Origin of the sequence: Streptomyces gamaensis (assembly GCF_042656465.1) — a bacterium.
Classification (GTDB): Bacteria; Actinomycetota; Actinomycetes; order Streptomycetales; family Streptomycetaceae; genus Streptomyces; species Streptomyces gamaensis.
This window is the reverse complement of sequence record NZ_JBHSPB010000006.1, coordinates 30,260-46,841: the sequence shown is the minus strand read 5'-3', so window position 1 is coordinate 46,841 and position 16,582 is coordinate 30,260. Positions and strand designations below refer to the sequence as shown.

General features: G+C 72.5%; 13 protein-coding genes. 6 read left to right on the top strand and 7 right to left on the bottom strand.

All coding sequences use genetic code 11. The annotated features are described in order from the left end of the window. Window positions 1-28: 28 nt before the first annotated feature. Window positions 29-1,336: a sensor histidine kinase gene (locus ACFP1Z_RS11425; protein ID WP_390315958.1), complete on the bottom strand. Its 1,308-nt coding sequence runs from the start codon at window positions 1,334-1,336 to the stop codon at window positions 29-31. 180 nt (window positions 1,337-1,516) lie between these two features. Beyond that, window positions 1,517-2,701, bottom strand: coding sequence for a family 2 encapsulin nanocompartment cargo protein terpene cyclase (locus ACFP1Z_RS11420; protein WP_390315957.1), 1,185 nt, complete (start codon window positions 2,699-2,701; stop codon window positions 1,517-1,519). 434 nt (window positions 2,702-3,135) lie between these two features. Here ACFP1Z_RS11420 and ACFP1Z_RS11415 point away from each other — a divergent pair, with 434 nt between their 5' ends. Together ACFP1Z_RS11415 and ACFP1Z_RS11410 are read left to right on the top strand one after the other, a co-directional pair. Beyond that, window positions 3,136-4,566 carry a family 2B encapsulin nanocompartment shell protein gene (locus tag ACFP1Z_RS11415; RefSeq protein WP_390315956.1) on the top strand — a complete coding sequence of 477 codons (1,431 nt, stop codon included), beginning with the start codon at window positions 3,136-3,138 and terminating at the stop codon, window positions 4,564-4,566. Between the two features lie 59 nt (window positions 4,567-4,625). After that, window positions 4,626-5,483 (top strand): geranyl diphosphate 2-C-methyltransferase, encoded by an 858-nt coding sequence (locus tag ACFP1Z_RS11410; RefSeq protein WP_390315955.1) that lies wholly within the window; start codon window positions 4,626-4,628, stop codon window positions 5,481-5,483. Between the two features lie 4 nt (window positions 5,484-5,487). Here ACFP1Z_RS11410 and ACFP1Z_RS11405 read toward each other — a convergent pair whose 3' ends face one another. Next, on the bottom strand, window positions 5,488-6,678 hold the full coding sequence (locus tag ACFP1Z_RS11405; protein WP_390316294.1) for an ATP-binding protein: 1,191 nt from the start codon (window positions 6,676-6,678) through the stop codon (window positions 5,488-5,490). A gap of 53 nt (window positions 6,679-6,731) precedes the next feature. Continuing rightward, on the bottom strand, window positions 6,732-7,397 hold the full coding sequence (locus ACFP1Z_RS11400; protein WP_390315954.1) for a response regulator transcription factor: 666 nt from the start codon (window positions 7,395-7,397) through the stop codon (window positions 6,732-6,734). A 133-nt stretch (window positions 7,398-7,530) separates the two neighbouring features. On the opposite strand from ACFP1Z_RS11400, the gene ACFP1Z_RS11395 reads away from it, so the two are divergent. The 4 genes from ACFP1Z_RS11395 to ACFP1Z_RS11380 are packed head-to-tail and all read left to right on the top strand — an operon-like array spanning window position 7,531 to window position 11,093. After that, entirely contained in the window at window positions 7,531-8,052 is a 522-nt protein-coding gene (locus ACFP1Z_RS11395; RefSeq protein ID WP_390315953.1) for a hypothetical protein, read from the top strand. Further along, window positions 8,042-9,133, top strand: a complete 1,092-nt coding sequence (locus ACFP1Z_RS11390; RefSeq protein WP_390315952.1) for a peptidoglycan-binding protein — start codon at window positions 8,042-8,044, stop codon at window positions 9,131-9,133. Before ACFP1Z_RS11395 ends, ACFP1Z_RS11390 begins: the two co-directional genes overlap by 11 nt. Continuing rightward, a complete protein-coding gene (locus ACFP1Z_RS11385) occupies window positions 9,130-9,900 on the top strand; it encodes an ABC transporter ATP-binding protein (RefSeq protein WP_390315951.1) in 771 nt (256 codons plus the stop codon). Before ACFP1Z_RS11390 ends, ACFP1Z_RS11385 begins: the two co-directional genes overlap by 4 nt. Further along, window positions 9,897-11,093, top strand: a complete 1,197-nt coding sequence (locus tag ACFP1Z_RS11380; RefSeq protein WP_390315950.1) for an ABC transporter permease — start codon at window positions 9,897-9,899, stop codon at window positions 11,091-11,093. Before ACFP1Z_RS11385 ends, ACFP1Z_RS11380 begins: the two co-directional genes overlap by 4 nt. 31 nt (window positions 11,094-11,124) lie before the next feature. On the opposite strand, the gene tkt is transcribed toward ACFP1Z_RS11380, so the two are convergent. From tkt to ACFP1Z_RS11365, 3 genes are all read right to left on the bottom strand, one after another. Next, window positions 11,125-13,188, bottom strand: a complete 2,064-nt coding sequence (gene tkt, locus ACFP1Z_RS11375; RefSeq protein ID WP_390315949.1) for a transketolase — start codon at window positions 13,186-13,188, stop codon at window positions 11,125-11,127. 136 nt (window positions 13,189-13,324) lie between these two features. After that, a complete protein-coding gene (locus ACFP1Z_RS11370; protein ID WP_390315947.1) occupies window positions 13,325-14,293 on the bottom strand; it encodes an alpha/beta hydrolase in 969 nt (322 codons plus the stop codon). Between the two features lie 34 nt (window positions 14,294-14,327). Next, window positions 14,328-16,292 (bottom strand): ABC transporter ATP-binding protein, encoded by a 1,965-nt coding sequence (locus ACFP1Z_RS11365; protein WP_390315946.1) that lies wholly within the window; start codon window positions 16,290-16,292, stop codon window positions 14,328-14,330. Window positions 16,293-16,582 lie beyond the last annotated feature (290 nt).

Here is a 16,582-nt window from a genome sequence, read left to right as displayed (position 1 = left end):
GCGTCGTCGTCGGCGAGCAGGACGCGGATCACGCGGACCACGGCAGCCACGCCTGGAGCAGGTAGTCGTCGCCGGCCGGGCCGTGGTGGAGCTGTCCTCCGGCGAGGGCGGCGCGTTCCGCGAGGCCGATGAGCCCGTGGCCGCCGCCGGGGACCTCGGTGGCGGTACGGGGGGCGGGGAGCGCGTTGCGGACGATGATGTCGACGCCGGTGTCGGGGTCGGCCGTGACCTCGACGTGCACGGGTGAACCCGGGGCGTGCTTACGGGCGTTGGTGAGCCCTTCCTGGACGATGCGGTAGGCGGTGCGGCCGGCCAGGGCGGGGAGGTCGCGCCCCTCGGCTATCACCTGATGGAGGGTCAGTTCCATGCCGGCGGCCCGGGATTCCCGCGCGAGCCGCTCCAGGTCGGCGAGGACGGGCTGGGGGCGCTCGACGGGGTGTTCCTGCCCGGCCGGGCGCTCGGGGCCGGGCCCGTCCGCTGCGGGGAGTTCCGTTTCCGCCTCGCCGTCGGCGGGGGTGCGCAGCACTCCGATGACCCCGCGCAGGTCCTGCAGCGCCTCGTGGGCGTTGGCGCGGATCACGCCCGCCGCCCGTTCGAGCCTTTCGGGGGCGGATCGGGGGCTGAACTCCAGTGCGCCCGCCTGGACGCTGAGCAGCGACAGCCGGTGGGCGAGTACGTCGTGCATCTCCCGGGCGATCTCCTCGCGGGCCCGCTGCTGCGCTTCCCGGGCGTGCCGGGCGGCTTCCTCCTCGGCCCGCCGCGCGCGTTCGGTGAGCGAGGCGACCAGCATCCGGCGGGAGCGGACGAACAGGCCCCAGCCGACCGGGGCCGCGACGAGGGCCCAGGTGATCAGGGGGGAGACGAGCACGGCCCAGCGGATGTGCGTGCCGTAGGTGGCCAGGATGTGCACCGGTACGGGCAGGGCCGCGGCGGTGGCGATCCAGCCGGTGACCCGTACGGGCCGCAGCGCCGCGACGGTGAAGAGGGCCACGAGCGCGGGGGCGGCGACGGCGGGGGTGACGAACCCCAGGGCGAGCAGCAGTACGGCCACCGTGGCCGGCCACCGGCGCCGCCACCACAGGAGGCCGGAGGCCAGGAGGGCGAGGAGGGCTTCCCCGCTGCCCGCCGGCAGCGTGGACAGCAGGCGGTCGAGGGGGGAGAGCAGTCCGGCGCCCACGGGGCGGGGCGGGAACAGGAACATCGGGACGTTCGAGGGATCGTAGGTGCCGGCGCGGACCGCGACCAGGGCGCCGGCCAGCGCGACGGCCAGGACGCCGGCCAGGGCCGTGACGGCGGCGTCGATCCGCTTCTCGCTCGGAGTACGGGTGAGGGACATGAGGCCTCAATGTACGCGAGCCATTTCCGGCATATCGCCCAATTTCCCCCTGGTCGGGGAACCCCATACTTTGGTCGGTCCGTCCCCGGCCACCTCCCGACTTCGGTCATCCCCGCCGACTTCGGTCACCCGCCGCGCCGCCCCCGGCGACCGTCACGCGACAGGCGGCCGCGCAGCGCCTCAGGGGGACGTCGCGTAGCGGGTGCCGACGTTTCCGGCGTGCCACTCGTGGTTGCCGGTCATCCAGTTGTGCAGCCCGGTCACGAAGCGGGCGACGAGCGGATTGGCCGCGGAGAGCGCGGCGGCCTCCTCCTCGAAGAGGTGGACGATCTCGTTGTGGACCCCGATCGCCTTCTGGAAGGCGTCCTCGATGGAGCACTCCTCCTCGGCGGCGATCACGGTGGGCAGGCTGTAGTGGAAGCGCCCGCTCGCCTGCTCCTTGCGCAGCGAGTACAGGTCGTTGCAGATGGTCGAGGCGTTGGAGGACAGGGCGACGGCACGCTGCACGCCGGGTTCCGCGTAGAGCTGGGCGGGCAGTTCGTACCCCCCGATGGAGTCGGTGATGTTCAGGCACGCGCGGAAGCTGTTGAACTGCCGCTGCACCAGGTACTCCCACACCGCAGGGGTGCGCTCCCGGCTGATGCAGTCGCCCTCCGCGTTGTAGCCGAGGTAGAGGTTGACGATGTCGTGCCGGAAACGCTGCGCCTGTGCCGGGGTGGCCAGGGCGTAGAAGTAGTCCATGGCCGACCGCATCGAGCGCAGGGCCGGGTGGGAGTCGAGCCCGGTGCGCCAGTCGGCCTCGTAGCGCGGGGTGTTGTGCGCGGGGTCGATCGCGGACTGGGCGACGGCCAGTGCCGCGCCACGGCGGTCGGCGCTGCCTCCGTACTCCGCTTCGCAGAAGTAGTCGTCCACGGCGTTCTCGCCGATCAGCAGGCGGGCGGCGGCCATGAGATGGTCGATGCCGGGCGCGTCCGGGTGGCACAGGACCACCGAACGCCCCGCGTCGAAGCCGACGAGCGGTTCCCTGAGTTCGGTGTCCGGGTAGAGGCTGATCTCCTTCTCGGCCCACTCGACGAGGCGGGCGTTGACCTCGTCGGCCAGCGCGCGGTCGTCCCGTACGGCCGGCGGGCAGTACAGGCCCTCGATCCGCTGCGAGGAGGGCGGTGTCACCGGCGCGGGAGCGTCCGCGGCAGACGGCGGTTCCACGGCCGGCTCCGTCGGCTCCGCCTCCAACGCCGGGACGGGTGCCAGACGCAGGGAGTCCGTCCCGATCCCGGTCGGTCCGGACAGCAGTCGCGCCAGCAGACGGGACGAGCCGGCGGCGTCCGCGGGCGCGTCGGTCGTGCCGGGGATTGGTGTCTTCATCCGCAACTCCGTCCACACGATCTTGACTTGGCTCGGTCGTCGCCGAAGGGATAGCACGGCCCGGGCACCCGCTACAAGGTCACCCCCGGAGCCTCCCGGCCCTGACGTGCGACCCTGACAGACCGCGACAATCGTGCCCATCCGGTCGAGTGAAGGGCCGGGCGGAGCCCACCTGATTCCGGCCGTCCTCGGCAGCGCCGTCCTCCGTCCCCGGACCGCGTCAGGTGCTGCTCACCACGGCGGCCGGGACCCGGCGAACGGTGGCGCAAACGCATGGTGCGCGGTCCGGCTCTCTCGACCAACATCGTTGCCCGCTGCTTGACTTGCGGCCCGCATCTCCCGTTCGGCACACCCGCCTCACAGCGGCACTTCCGCCCCACCGCCGAAGACGGCACACGACATGCGATCCCCAACTCCACCGAAAGGGACCCCACATGACGACTGCAGTGACGCCGGATCAGCCGGAGCAAGGTGAAGGGAGTGCCGGCCGGGCGCAGCTGAGCCTCGGCGTCGCCGCCGCGCGGAATCTGGCGACGACCACCAAGACCGTTCCGCAGATGCAGGGCATCAGTTCGCGCTGGCTGCTGCGGACGCTGCCGTGGGTGGAGGTCAAGGGCGGTACGTACCGGGTCAACCGGCGGCTGGCCTACACGGTCGGCGACGGGCGGGTGACCTTCGTCCAGGAAGGGGCCGAGGTCACGGTCGTCCCGGCGGAGCTGGGGGAACTGCCGCTGCTGCGCGGGTTCGACGACCTGGAGGTCCTGCGGGCGCTGGCCGGGCGCTTCGAGCAGCAGGAGTACGAGCCGGGCGAGGTCATCGCGCAGGCCGGGCAGCCGGCGGACCGGGTCGTGCTGATCGCGCACGGCAAGGTGGAGAAGACCGGCACCGGGAAGTACGGCGACGAGTCGCGGCTGGGGGTGCTCGCCGACGGCGGGTTCTTCGGCGGCCAGGTGGTCTCGGAGGAGCCCGGCGCGTGGGAGTTCACCGCGCGGGCGATCACCGCGTGCACCGTGCTGGTACTGCCCCGACGGGCGTACGAGGAGGTGGCCGGGCGGAACGAGAGGCTGCGCGAGCACGTGCGCGGCCGCCGGGCCGAGGGGGAGCTCCCGCGCAACCGGCGCGGCGAGGCCGATATCGCGCTGGCCTCCGGCCACGCCGGCGAGCCGGTGCTCCCGGGCACCTTCGTCGACTACGAACTCGCACCGCGCGAGTACGAGTTGAGCGTGGCGCAGACGGTGCTGCGGGTGCACAGCCGGGTCGCCGACCTCTACAACGACCCGATGAACCAGATCGAGCAGCAGCTGCGGCTGACCATCGAGGCGCTGCGCGAGCGCCAGGAGCACGAGCTGGTCAACAACCGCGAGTTCGGCCTGCTCCACAACGCCGACCACGGCCAGCGCATCTCCACCCACTCCGGCCCGCCCACCCCGGACGACTTCGACGAGCTGCTGAGCATGCGCCGCCAGACCAAGGCGTTCTTCGCCCACCCGAAGGCGATCGCCGCCTTCGGCCGGGAGTGCAACAAGCGCGGCCTGTACTTCGGCGATGTGGACGTGAGCGGCCACCGTGTCCCCGCGTGGCGCGGTGTACCGCTCTTCCCCCTGGGCAAGCTGCCGGTCTCCGAGCAGGGCACCACCTCGATTCTGGCGATGCGGACCGGCGAGGAGGCCGAGGGCGTGGTCGGCCTGCGGCAGACCGGGATACCCGACGAGTACGAACCGGGCCTGAACGTCCGGTTCATGGGCATCAACGAGCAGGCCGTCATCTCCTATCTGGTGAGCACCTACCACTCGGCGGCCGTCCTCGTGCCGGACGCGCTCGGCGTCCTGGAGAACGTCGAGGTCGCCCGCACTCCCGACGCCTGAGCGGGCCCGTCCACCGCGAACGCCCCGGAACCACCGGCCTGTTGTAAGGAGCACCTGCCATGACCACCACCCCGGACGCCCCCGCTGTCCTGCGTACCGCGTACCAGAAGTCGGTCGCGGAGTACTGGAACAACGAGAAGGACCCGGTCAACCTGCGGCTGGGCGACGTCGACGGCCTCTACCACCACCACTACGGACTCGGCGACTACGACCCCGCCGTCCTCGAAGGCCCCACAGCCACCCGCGACGCCCGCGTCATCGCCGAACTCCACCGCCTGGAGTCCGCCCAGGCCGACGTCCTCCTCGACCACCTCGGCCCCCTCACCCCCGGACACCGGCTCCTCGACGCCGGCTGCGGCCGCGGCGGCACCAGCATCATGGCCAACGCCCGCTTCGGCTGCCGCGTCGACGGCATCTCCATCTCCCGCGCCCAGGTCGACTTCGCCAACACCCAGGCCCGCAAACGCGGCGTCGACGGCCAGGTCCGCTACCACTTCCGCAACATGCTCGACACCGGCCTGCCCACCGGCGCCTTCCAGGCCATCTGGAACAACGAGTCCACCATGTACGTCGACCTCCACGAGCTGTTCGCCGAACACGCCCGCCAGCTCGCCTTCGGCGGCCGCTACACCGTCATCACCGGCTGCTCCAACGACGTCACCGGCGGCCGCTCCAAGGCCGTCAGCCGCATCGACGAGCACTACACCTGCAACATCCACCCCCGCAGCCACTACTTCAAGGCCATGGCCGCCAACGGCCTCGTCCCCATCAACGTCGTCGACCTCACCCCCGCCGCCATCCCCTACTGGGAACTGCGCGCACAGTCCTCCCTCGCCACCGGCGTCGAGGACCCCTTCCTCACCGCCTACAAGGAAGGCAGCTTCCACTACCTCCTCATCGCCGCCGACCGCGTCTGAGGGTTCACGGGAAGGCGATGCGCACCGTCAGTCCGCCGCCGGGGTTGGCCTCGGCGGCGGCCTCGGCGTGGTGGGCGCGGGCGATGGAGGCGACGATGGACAGGCCCAGGCCGGCTCCCTCGCCGGGACCGTGGCGGCGCTCCTGGAGGCGGCGGAAGGGTTCGAAGAGGTAGGGGACGGTGTCCGGCGGCACCGGGGGCCCGCTGTTGGTGACGGTGAGTGTCCGCCCGTGGACGCCCACGTCGACGTGGCCGCCTTGGTGGTTGTAGCGCAGGGCGTTGGCGACGAGGTTGCGCACGAGGTGGGAGAGCAGGACCGGGTCGCCGTCGACGGTGAGCGGTTCCGCCGAGGTGCGTACGGTGATGCCGCGCTCGCGCGCGTTCCCGGCGGTGGCGGTCTCCTCGGTGACGGTGCGGGCGAGTTCGTCGAGCGGAACCGCTTCGGGGCGCTCCAGTCCCTGGTCGGAGACGGACAGCAGGAGCAGGCCCTCGATGAGGCGTTCGCTGGTGTCGGCGACCTCGATGAGCTTGCCGCGGATGCGGGCGACGGCGGCGGGGTCGGTGATGTCCAGGCCGATCTCCGCCGCGGCCCGCTGGACGGCGACACGGGTGCGCAGCTCGTGGGCGGCGTTGGCGGCGAACCGCTTCTGCGCGCCGACGAGTTGTTCCATGCGGTCGAGCATCTCGTCGAAGGTGTCGGCGAGTTGCTTGAGTTCGCCCGGGGGCGCGTCGAGGGCGATGCGTTCGTGGAGGTTCTCCCCGGACAGCCGGCGCGCGGTCCGGGTGATCACCCCTACGGGGCGCAGTACCCGGCCGGCCATCCACCAGGCCAGCGCCACGGAGATCACGGCGAAGGCGGCCAGGGCGATCAGGGAGACCGTGAGCAGGCGCTGCTGGGTGGCCTCGCCGGCGACCGCCGTGAAGGCGTCGACGGTACGGGCGCGCTGCACCGCGCCGGAGGTGGGGGCAGCGCCAGGTGCCGGGGAAGCGGGCAGGGCGGGTGCGTACGAGGCGGACGGCAGCGGAAAAGGGGACCCCTTGGCCAGCTCCGGCACGCGGTAGGTCACGGCCGTGCTGATCGAGGTGTCCAGGCCCTGCCGGAGCAGGAAGTTGACCAGGCCGATGAGCATGGCCCCGGCCAGGACGAGCAGCCCGCCGTAGAGCAGGGTGAGCCGGGCCCGTTCCCCTCCGGGCAGCCGGAGCCGGCGCACGGCCGCCGGCAGGGGGAGGCCGGCCGGGGCGGGGCGCCTCACTCGGGGCCGCCGATGCGGTAGCCGTGTCCGGGCACGGTGACGATCAGGGGTGGGTCGCCGAGCTTGGCGCGGAGCTTGCTGAGGGTGACGCGGACGGCGTTGGTGCGGTAGCTGGTGTGCTCCTCCCACACCTGCTCGACGAGGTCGTCGCCGCTGACGACGCCGCCCTCGGCCCGTACGAGCGCCTCCAGCACCCCGAACTCCTTGGCGGACAGCGGCAGATAGCGGCCGGCGCGGAAGGCCTGGCGGCGGGCGGTGTCCACGGTGAGGTCCCCGCGTTCGAGGACCGGGGGCAGGGCGGGGCGGGCGCGGCGGCCCAGGGCCAGGACGCGGGCCAGGAGCTCCTCGTAGGCGAAGGGCTTGCCGAGGTAGTCGTCCGCGCCCAGGCCGAGCCCGGCGACGCGGTCGCGGACGGAACCGGCGGCCGTGAGCATGAGGACGCGCGTGAGCAGCCGCTGTTCCACCACGTGCCGGCACACCTCGTCGCCGGGGACGCCGGGCAGGTCGCGGTCCAGGACGAGCACGTCGTACGCGCCCAGCCGCAGCTTCTCCAGGGCCGCGCGGCCGTCGTGGACGACGTCGACGGCGAGGGCGTCCCGCCGCAGCCCCTCGGCGATCATGTCCGCCAGGAATTCCTCGTCCTCCACGATGAGCACACGCATGAGCCCATGTGTACCGGACCGCGCCTTTCGTTTTTGTAAACGCCTCCGGAGAGGGAAACGAAATGCGCGCCCGTGCCAGCCTGCGGGCCATCGGCCGCTTCCGGCCGCCATCCCTCGGACACGGAGGAATTCCATGCGACACGGCATATCGCGGCGCGGCCGGTACGGACTGGTCACCTCGCTCGCGGCGGGACTGGCCCTGTTCGTCACCGGCTGCACCTGGGGCGACGGCGATTCCGCCAAGGACTCGGGCAAGGACACCTCGGCGCAGGGCTCGGACGCGTCCGGTGAGGGCAAGAAGGCCGACGACGCCTACAAGCAGCGGCAGTGCCTGCGCGAGCAGGGGCTGAAGGTCTCGGAGCCCAAGCCCGGCGAGAACGACAAGGCGATGGCCATCGAGGGCGGCGACAAGGAGACGATGGAGAAGGCGTTCAAGAAGTGCGGCGGCGGTGCGGCCGACCGGAAGATGACGCAGGCCGACAAGGACAAGGCGCTGAAGTTCGCGCAGTGCATGCGCAAGAACGGCTTCGACATGCCGGACCCGAAGTTCGACGGCGGCTCCGTGCAGCAGAAGGCCATGGAGATCCCCGAGGGCGCGGCGAAGGAGAAGTTCGACAAGGCCAACAAGGTGTGCAGTGAGCAGAATGGCCAGTGAGCGCGAGCGGCCCCGCAGGAGGAAGTACGTGATCGGCTCGCTCGTCGTGGCGGCCGCCGTCGCGGGCGGCGCGGTGGCCGTCACCGGCAGCGGCGACGACGGCAGGAGCGCGCAGAGCCGCGCCGACGGTCTGCCGCCGAGGACCGACACGGTGAAGAAGCAGGATCTCAGCGACCGCGTCCAGGTCGACGGCACCCTCGGCTTCACCAAGGAGCGCAAGCTCAACGCGGGGGCGCAGGGCACCCTCACCTGGCTCCCGGACACCGGCAAGGTGATCGAGCGCGACGACGCGCTGTACGAGGTGGACGGGAAGAAGGTCCGTCTGATGTACGGCGAGCGCCCCATGTACCGGACGCTGAAGACCGGCGACAAGGGTCCGGACGTGCGCCAGCTGAAGGAGAACCTGCGCGCCCTCGGCTACGGCAAGGGCCTGGACGCGGACGAGAAGTTCACCTCCGGCACCGCCGACGCCGTCAAGCGCTGGCAGAAGGCGCACGGTCTGGAGCAGACCGGCAAGGCGGGGCCCGAGCAGATCGCCTTCTCCCCGGGCCCGGTGCGGGTCAAGAAGAAGGAGGCGGACGTCGGCGACCAGGCCGGTCCCGGCCGTCCGGTGCTGACGGCCAGTGGTGCCCAGCGCCAGGTGGAGATCAAACTCGATGTCTCGCAGGCGGCGCTCGCCGAGACCGGCACGCGCGTGGAGGTCACCCTGCCCGGCGGGCAGACGGTCAAGGGGAAGATCTCCTCGGTCGACCGCACCGTCTCCGACGAGGGCAAGGGCCAGGGCCAGGAGAAATCCCCCAAGATCACGGCGCGGGTGGCCTTCGACGACCCGGCCGAGGCCAAGGGCTTCGACCAGGCGCCGGTGACCGTCGCCATCGAGGGGGAGACGCACAAGGACGTGCTGACCGTGCCCGTGAGCGCGCTGCTCGCGCTGCCCGGCGGCGGTTTCGGTGTGCAGGTCGTCGAGAACGGCGGTGTGCGGGAAGTCCCCGTGAAGCTGGGCATGTTCGGCGAGGGCCGGGTCGAGGTCAGCGGGGACGGGCTGCGCGCGGGCGTGAAGGTCGGGGTGCCCAAGGCATGAGTGCTGTCGTCGAGTTGCACCAGGTCACCAAGGAGTACCCGGGCGGGGTCGCGGCGCTGCGCGGGGTGGATCTGCGCATCGGGCGCGGGGAACTCCTCGGCATCGTCGGCCCGTCGGGCTCCGGCAAGTCCACGCTGCTGCACATCGTCGGCACCCTGGACCGGCCCAGCGCCGGGTCCGTGACCATCGCGGGCCACGACGTCGCCGCGCTGTCGGACCGCCGGCTCTCCGCGCTGCGCGCCCGGCACATCGGTTTCGTCTTCCAGTCCTTCCACCTCGTGGCGGGCGTCAGCGCCCGGGACAACGTCGCCGAGGGGCTGCTGTACTCCGGTCTGCCCCGTGCCGTCCGGCGCGAGCGGGCGGAGCGCGCGCTGGAGCGGGTCGGGCTCGCCGACCGTATGCACCACCGCCCGCACGAGCTGTCGGGCGGGCAGCGGCAGCGGGTCGCCATCGCCCGGGCCGTGGTCGGGGAGCCCGAACTGCTGCTGGCGGACGAGCCGACGGGCGCCCTGGACTCCGCCTCGGGCGAAGCGGTCATGCAGCTGCTGCGCGATCTGAACGCCGACGGCGCGACGATCGCCGTGATCACCCACGACACGGAGATCGCGGGCGCGCTGCCGCGTCAGGTGCGGCTGCGCGACGGCCGGGTCGTGGCGGACGTACGGGCGCGGGAGGGCCGGGTCACGGAGGTACGGGCCTGCGCGTACGCGGAGACGGTGCCGGTCACGGCCGTACCGCCGCACCCCGACAACGAGGAGGAGCGATGAGCCAGGAGAGGCTCTCCCCCGCCCGGCTCGGCCCCCGTGACGTGCTGCACGTCGGGTCGGCGGGCCTGCGGACCCGTCCGCTGCGCGTGGTGCTGTCGGCGCTGGGCATCGCCATCGGCATCGCCACCATGATCGCGGTGGTCGGGATCTCCGCCTCCAGCAAGGCCCAACTGCTCCAGCAGCTCGACCGGTTGGGCACGAACCTGCTGACCGCCACCCCCGGCCAGGGCCTCTTCGGCGAGAAGGTGAAACTGCCCGAGGAGGCGCCCGGCATGGTCGGCCGCATCCCCGGCGTCCAGCAGGTCGGTGCGACCGGGGACCTGGACAGCACGGTGCGGCGCAGCGAGAAGATCCCCGAGAGCGAGACCGGCGGCATCACCGTCAAGGCCGCCTCCGAGGACCTCCTGAAGACGCTGCGCGGCTCCGTCGCCTCGGGCACCTGGCTCAACGGCGCGACCGGCCGGTACCCCTCGGTGGTGCTCGGCCATGTCGCCGCCGAACGTCTGGGCATCACCACGCCCGGGCAGCAGATCCTCGTCGGCAACCGCTACTTCACCGTCATCGGCATCCTCGACCCGCTGCCGCTCGCCCCCGAGATCGAGCGCGCCGCCCTCGTCGGCTGGGAGGGCGCGGGCAGGCTGCTGGGCTTCGACGGGCATCCGACGCAGATCTACGAGCGCTCCACGGACGCGGCCGTCTCCTCGGTGCGCGAGCTGCTGTCACGCACCGTCGATCCGCGGAATCCGCACAACGTGCAGGTCACCGACCCGTCCTCGGCCCTGCAGGCCAAGGCCGCCACCGAGGGCGCGTTCACGAATCTGCTGCTCGGGCTGGGCGGCGTGGCGCTGCTGGTCGGGGGGGTGGGGGTCGCCAACACCATGATCATCTCGGTGCTGGAGCGCCGCCACGAGATCGGGCTGCGGCGCTCGCTGGGCGCCACCCGGGGGCAGATCCGTATCCAGTTCGTCACCGAGTCCCTGCTGCTGTCCGGGCTGGGCGGGCTGGCCGGGGTGGTGCTGGGCGCGGCGGCCACGTACGTCTTCGCGGCCTCGGGCGGCATGCCGTGGGTGGTGCCCCTGTGGGCGGTCGCCGGGGGTTTCGGGGCCACGCTCGCCATCGGCACGCTCGCGGGGCTGTACCCGGCGGTCCGGGCGGCCCGGCTGTCGCCGACGCTGGCCCTGCACGCGGGCTGAACCGGGCCCGGGCACGCCCGGACGGCATCCTTCAGGCCGTGGACCCGCCTTGGGCGGAGACGAGTTCGCGTGCGGCCTGGGCGACGCGTCCGGGCGTGAAGCCGAACCGCTTGAGCAGCTGTTTCAGCGGGGCCGAGGCGCCGTAGGTGTGCATGCCGACGACGGTGCCGCCGTCCCCCACGTACCGCTCCCAGCCGAAGGTGGACGCCTGCTCGATACCGACGCGGGCGGTCACCCGCGGCGGCAGGACCTCGTCGCGGTACTCCTTGGGCTGGCGGTCGAACAGCTCCCAGCAGGGCATGCTCACCACCCGGGCACCGATGTCCTGGGCCGCGAGCTCCTCGCGGGCGGCGAGCGCGAGATGGACCTCGGAGCCGGTGGCGAGCAGGAGGACCTGCGGAGTGCCGGAGGGCGCGTCGGCCAGGACGTAGGCGCCCCGGGCGACGCCCGAGGCGGGGGCGAGGACGGTGCGGTCGAGGGTGGGGAGTTTCTGGCGGGAGAGCACGAGCGCGGCCGGCTCGTGGTGCAGGGCCGCGACCACCCGCCAGGTCTCCACGACCTCGCCGGCGTCGGCGGGCCGGAAGACCAGCAGGCCCGGCATCGCCCGCAGGCCCGCGAGCTGTTCGACGGGCTGGTGGGTGGGGCCGTCCTCGCCGACGCCGATGGAGTCGTGGGTGAAGACGTGGATGACGGGGATCTCCATCAGGGCGGAGAGCCGGATCGCGGCCTTGGCGTAGTCGGAGAAGATGAGGAAGCCCGACCAGTACGGCCGCAGTTTGACCAGGGCCATGCCGTTGGCGACGGCCGCCGAGGCGTGTTCCCTGACGCCCAGGTGGTGGTTGCGTCCCGCGGGCTCGTCGGGCTGGAAGTCACCGGCGCCCTCGAAGGTCAGCCGGGTCTTGGTCGAGGGCGCGAGGTCCGCGGAGCCGCCCACGAGCCAGGGCACGCCCCGGGCGACGGCGTTGAGGACCTGGCCGGAGGAGTCCCGGGTCGCCAGTCCTTCGGGGTCGGGCGGATAGTCGGGCAGCAGCGCGTCCCACGCCTCGGGGAGCCGGCGGCGCTGGATGAGGTCGGTCTCCTCGGCGAGGGCGGGCCAGGCGTGGCTGTAGGAGTCGAACATCTTGGTCCAGGAGGCGCGGAGCTCCGCGCCGCGCGCGCCGATGCCGCGCTCGAAGCACTGGCGGACGCCGTCGGGCACGTGGAAGTGCTCGTCCTCCGGCATGCCGAAGAAGCGCTTGGCGGCCCGGACGCCCTCGGCGCCCAGGGGTTCGCCGTGTGCCTTGGGGGTGTCCTCCACGGGCGAGCCGTAGCCGATGTGGCTGTGCACGAGGATCAGGGTGGGGCGTTCGGTCTCGGCCCGGAAAGTGCGGAAGGCGCGGTCGACGGCGTTGAGGTCGTTGGCGTCGGCGACGGTCGTCACGTTCCAGCCGTAGGCGAGGAAGCGGGCGGCGACGTCCTCGGTGAAGGTGATGTCGGTGTAGCCCTCGATGGTGATGCGGTTGGAGTCGTAGATCCAGCACAGGTTGGCGAGCTTGTGGTGCCCGGCCAGCGAGGCGGCCTCCGAGGCGACGCCCTCCATCATGCAGCCGTCGCCGGCGAGCGCGTAGACGTCGAAGTCGAAGACGGGGAAGCCCGGTTGGTTGTAGCGGGCGGCCAGCCAGCGGCCGGCCATGGCCATGCCGACGGACGTGGCGACGCCCTGCCCGAGCGGCCCGGTGGTGGTCTCCACCCCGCTGGTCCACCGGTACTCCGGGTGTCCGGGGCAGCGGGAGCCGAGCTGCCGGAACGTGCGCAGGTCCTCCAGCGTCACCGCCGGCCGGCCCAGGACCTCGTAGTCCGGGTCGACCGCCCTTACCCCGGTGAGGTACAGCAGCGACCACAGCAGCGCGGAGGCGTGGCCCTCGGAGAGGACGAACCGGTCCCGGTTCGGCCAGATCGGGTCCTGCGGATCGAACCGCAGGAACTTCTGCCAGAGCGTGTAGGCGACGGGCGCGATGCCCATCGGCGTGCCCGGGTGGCCGGACCCGGCCTGCTGGACCGCGTCGATGCACAGACCGCGGACGGTGTTGACCGCGAGGGTGTCCAGATCGTTCATGGGCGCTCCCGATCCTGCCGATACCCCACTCCGGTCCAGTACACGACCGCGCCCGGCGGTTCGCATCCGGGCGCCGGCGGTACGGCGGGAGGGCGAACACGCCGTACGTCCAGTGCCCTACCCACGGTGACGGTTTTCAGGGCAGCGTGGCCGCCCACTCGGTGACGGTACGGGCGTACAGCTCCGGGTCCGTGCCGTGCAGCGAGTGCGGCCTGTCCGGGAAGGAGCGGTGGGCGACCGGCTGTCCGGCGGCCTCGACGAGGGCGCGGACGCGCCGCGCCTGCCGGTCGGAGAGGGCGCCGACCAGATGGCCGGTGTCCGCGTCGACGTGACGGTAGTGGTGGGTGAGGAGCACCGGTACGCGGACACGCGCGAGCATCGCGGCGTGGTCGCAGCCCTCCTGCATGGTCCCGGAGACGAAGGCCCTCGCCCACTCCGGGTCGTACTCCCGGAAGTTCTGCGGCACTTGGCCGCCGTCGCCGCTCCCTCCGGCCGTACGGCCGGACAGGGCGGACAGGCCCTTCAGCAGCACCGGCGGCACCTCGCGGGGCAGGGCCGCGACCATCCCCCGCCAGTCGCCGACCGACCACTGGTCGCCCAGATACTTGTGCCACACGGCCAGGACGGGGCCGAGCGCCTGCCGGATGCCCGGCCCGCAGGCGGGGGCGGTCTCCGAGGCGAACAGCGGCGGGTCCTCCAGGACGGCCGCCCGGATCTGGCCGGGTTTCGCGTAGGCCGCCAGCCAGGCGGCCAGGACTCCGCCGGAGGAGAGCCCGCCGACGAGCGTGGGGCGGCCGATGACCAGGTCGATGAAGCGCACGAGGTCGTTGCCGAGGTTGTCGAGCGTGTACCGTCCGGGCGTCCATGTCGAGCGGCCCTGCCCGCGCGGGTCCACCGCGTACACCCGGAAGTCCCGGGCGAGCAGCGGCAGCGCGCGCCCGTAGCCCCACCAGGACTCGCTCTGGCCGGGGACGAGGAGCAGGGCGGGCTGCGTCGGGTCCCCGGCGATCACGTGGTTCATACGGATCCCGCCGAGGTCGACGAGGAATTCCTCACGGCCGTGCGGGACGAACGTCCCGGCACGGTCCTCGGCCTCCCATGCCATGGCACTTCCCACTCTACGGCTTGCGCTGTGTGCGCTACGGCTTGCGCTGTGTGGGGATCTTCTCCCCGTCGCCCACGTCGTACTGGGACGCCTGGAGTTCGTACAGCTCCCGGTAGTGGCCGTCGGCGACGGCCATCAGCTCGTGGTGGGCGCCCTGTTCCACGACCCGGCCCCGGTCCAGGACGTAGATGACGTCCGCGGAGGCGGTCGCCGCGAGCCGGTGCGTGATGAGCAGGACGGTCGTGACGCCGTCGGCCGTCAGCGAGCGCAGCGACTCGAACATCTCGATCTCGGCCCGGGGGTCCAGGGCCGCGGTCGGCTCGTCCACGATGACCAGGTCGCGGCGGCGGTAGACGGCGCGGGCCACGCCGACGCGCTGCCACTGGCCGCCCGAGAGTTTCACACCGCGCTCGAAGCCCTTGAGGGCGATGGAGTCCCAGCCGTGCGGGAGTTCCTCGACGACCGCGCGGATGTCGGCGCGGTCGGCGGCCGCCTCGATGTCGCGCTGCACCATGGGCCGCCCGCCGTCGCCGATGTGGATGTTGGCCTTCACGGTCATCGGCCACGCCTGGACGCTCTGGGACAGCAGCGCGACCCGGTCGAAGACGTCCTCGCGGTCGGCCTCGCGGATGTCGACGCCGTTGTAGGCGACCTTGCCTGCGGTCGGCAGGTACAGGCCGGCGACGAGGGCGGCGAGCGTGGTCTTGCCGGAGCCGTTCTCCCCCACCAGGGCCACGACCTTGCCCCTGGGGACGGTCACCGACACCTCGCGCAGGGCGTCCCGGTCCGCGTTCGGGTAGCGGAAGGTCACGTCCTGCAGGACGACCTCGACTCCCTTGCCGGTCACGGGAGTTCCCCCTTCGGGGATCGCGTGGCGGCGGCCCAGCTCGATGGCGTGGTTCATGTCCTTCAGGTAGAGGGACTCCTCGCACATGCTGTTGAGCTGGGTGACGACCGTGTTGAGGTAGCCCGTGGCGTTGCGGATGGCGAGGACGGCCGTTCCGGCGGCCGCGAGGGGCATCCCGCCGGCGACCAGCAGCCACCACAGCGCGGCGTAGGCGAGGACGCGGGCCGTACCGGACAGGGCGGCCGCGGCGAGCTCCGTGCCGGCCTGGGCGTTGGCCAGCCGCGCCTTCTCCCTGGCCGCCGAGGCGCCCATGCCGCGCTGCGCGTCGACCAGGACCCGGCCCGCGCCGTGCACGCGCAGCTCCGGGGTGGCGTCGGCCCGGGTGACCGGGTAGACGAGGACGTCGACGGCGCGCCGGTGGTCGACCCACACGTGCCGGGATGCGTACGCGCGCCGCATGACCACCACCGCGCCCCACCACCGGGGCGCGGCGATCAGCACGAGGGCGCCCAGCAGCAGCGGGTGCAGTGTGGCCAGCACGACGGCCGCGGCCACCAGGCTCATCAGCCCGCTGACGACCCACACGGAGTGGGAGAGCATGCGCTGCACCGAGTCCGTGCCGTACCGGCCGAGGGAGAGCTTGCGGTGGATGTCCTTGTCCTCCATGGCGGACATCTCGACGCGCGCCATCATGCCGTAGTAGGCCGTCGTGCACGCGAGCTCGATCTTCGGGTACAGCCGTCCCTCGACGCCCACGATGAGACAGCCGAGGAGCACCGTCCCGGCGGAGGCGGCGCCGCCCAGCAGCAGCGCGGGCAGGGCGTCCAGCAGTTTGCGGGGCGTCGGGCCGCCCGCGAACAGGGCGACGAGAACCTCGTTGGTGGCCACGAGCACGAAGGCGGTCATCACGCCGGAGGCCAGCTGTGCGCCCAGCAGGGCCGCGAGGGCGCGGGGGTCCTCGCGGCGGGCGACGCGGGCGACCATCGCGAGCATGGCGGGGAACTGCCTGGCCATGGCCCAGAAACTCATCCGCAGCAGCGGGTCCTCGTACTGGGCCCAGGCCTGGTCGTGCCGGAGCGTCCCGCTGAACAGCAGCTTCTCGGCCTCGGAGACGGGGGGTGGGGCGGTGGCCGGTCTGCGGAGAACTCGCATCGCACCTCCGGGGGCATCGTGCGCGGCATCGGTGCCCCGCCCCGTACCGGACTCCCTTCCGGTACGGGGCAATTGAGGCGTTGCGCATCCTTCCGCCCGGGGCGGGGTGATCGCCAGAGGTCACCGGAGGGCGGGCCCGTCGCCGGACACGCCGGTCGTACGCCGGTGGGCTCCGCCCGGCGCTCTCGCGGCCGGCTGGGCGGGGCCGCCCCCGGTGCCCGTACACGCGTCGGCGCCCGTACGTCCCGCAGGGCACCAAGGTGGAGCAGGGCGAGCGGATCGGACTGATC

What these genes read in the sequence shown, in the direction of transcription:
- ACFP1Z_RS11420 (WP_390315957.1), bottom strand. Translation starts at nt 2,701, where the DNA reads ATGAAGACACCAATCCCCGGCACGACCGACGCGCCCGCGGACGCCGCC.
- ACFP1Z_RS11400 (WP_390315954.1), bottom strand. Translation starts at nt 7,397, where the DNA reads ATGCGTGTGCTCATCGTGGAGGACGAGGAATTCCTGGCGGACATGATC.
- ACFP1Z_RS11365 (WP_390315946.1), bottom strand. Translation starts at nt 16,292, where the DNA reads ATGCGAGTTCTCCGCAGACCGGCCACCGCCCCACCCCCCGTCTCCGAG.
- ACFP1Z_RS11370 (WP_390315947.1), bottom strand. Translation starts at nt 14,293, where the DNA reads ATGGCATGGGAGGCCGAGGACCGTGCCGGGACGTTCGTCCCGCACGGC.
- ACFP1Z_RS11390 (WP_390315952.1), top strand. Translation starts at nt 8,042, where the DNA reads ATGGCCAGTGAGCGCGAGCGGCCCCGCAGGAGGAAGTACGTGATCGGC.
- ACFP1Z_RS11380 (WP_390315950.1), top strand. Translation starts at nt 9,897, where the DNA reads ATGAGCCAGGAGAGGCTCTCCCCCGCCCGGCTCGGCCCCCGTGACGTG.
- ACFP1Z_RS11415 (WP_390315956.1), top strand. Translation starts at nt 3,136, where the DNA reads ATGACGACTGCAGTGACGCCGGATCAGCCGGAGCAAGGTGAAGGGAGT.
- ACFP1Z_RS11425 (WP_390315958.1), bottom strand. Translation starts at nt 1,336, where the DNA reads ATGTCCCTCACCCGTACTCCGAGCGAGAAGCGGATCGACGCCGCCGTC.
- ACFP1Z_RS11410 (WP_390315955.1), top strand. Translation starts at nt 4,626, where the DNA reads ATGACCACCACCCCGGACGCCCCCGCTGTCCTGCGTACCGCGTACCAG.
- ACFP1Z_RS11385 (WP_390315951.1), top strand. Translation starts at nt 9,130, where the DNA reads ATGAGTGCTGTCGTCGAGTTGCACCAGGTCACCAAGGAGTACCCGGGC.
- tkt (WP_390315949.1), bottom strand. Translation starts at nt 13,188, where the DNA reads ATGAACGATCTGGACACCCTCGCGGTCAACACCGTCCGCGGTCTGTGC.
- ACFP1Z_RS11395 (WP_390315953.1), top strand. Translation starts at nt 7,531, where the DNA reads ATGCGACACGGCATATCGCGGCGCGGCCGGTACGGACTGGTCACCTCG.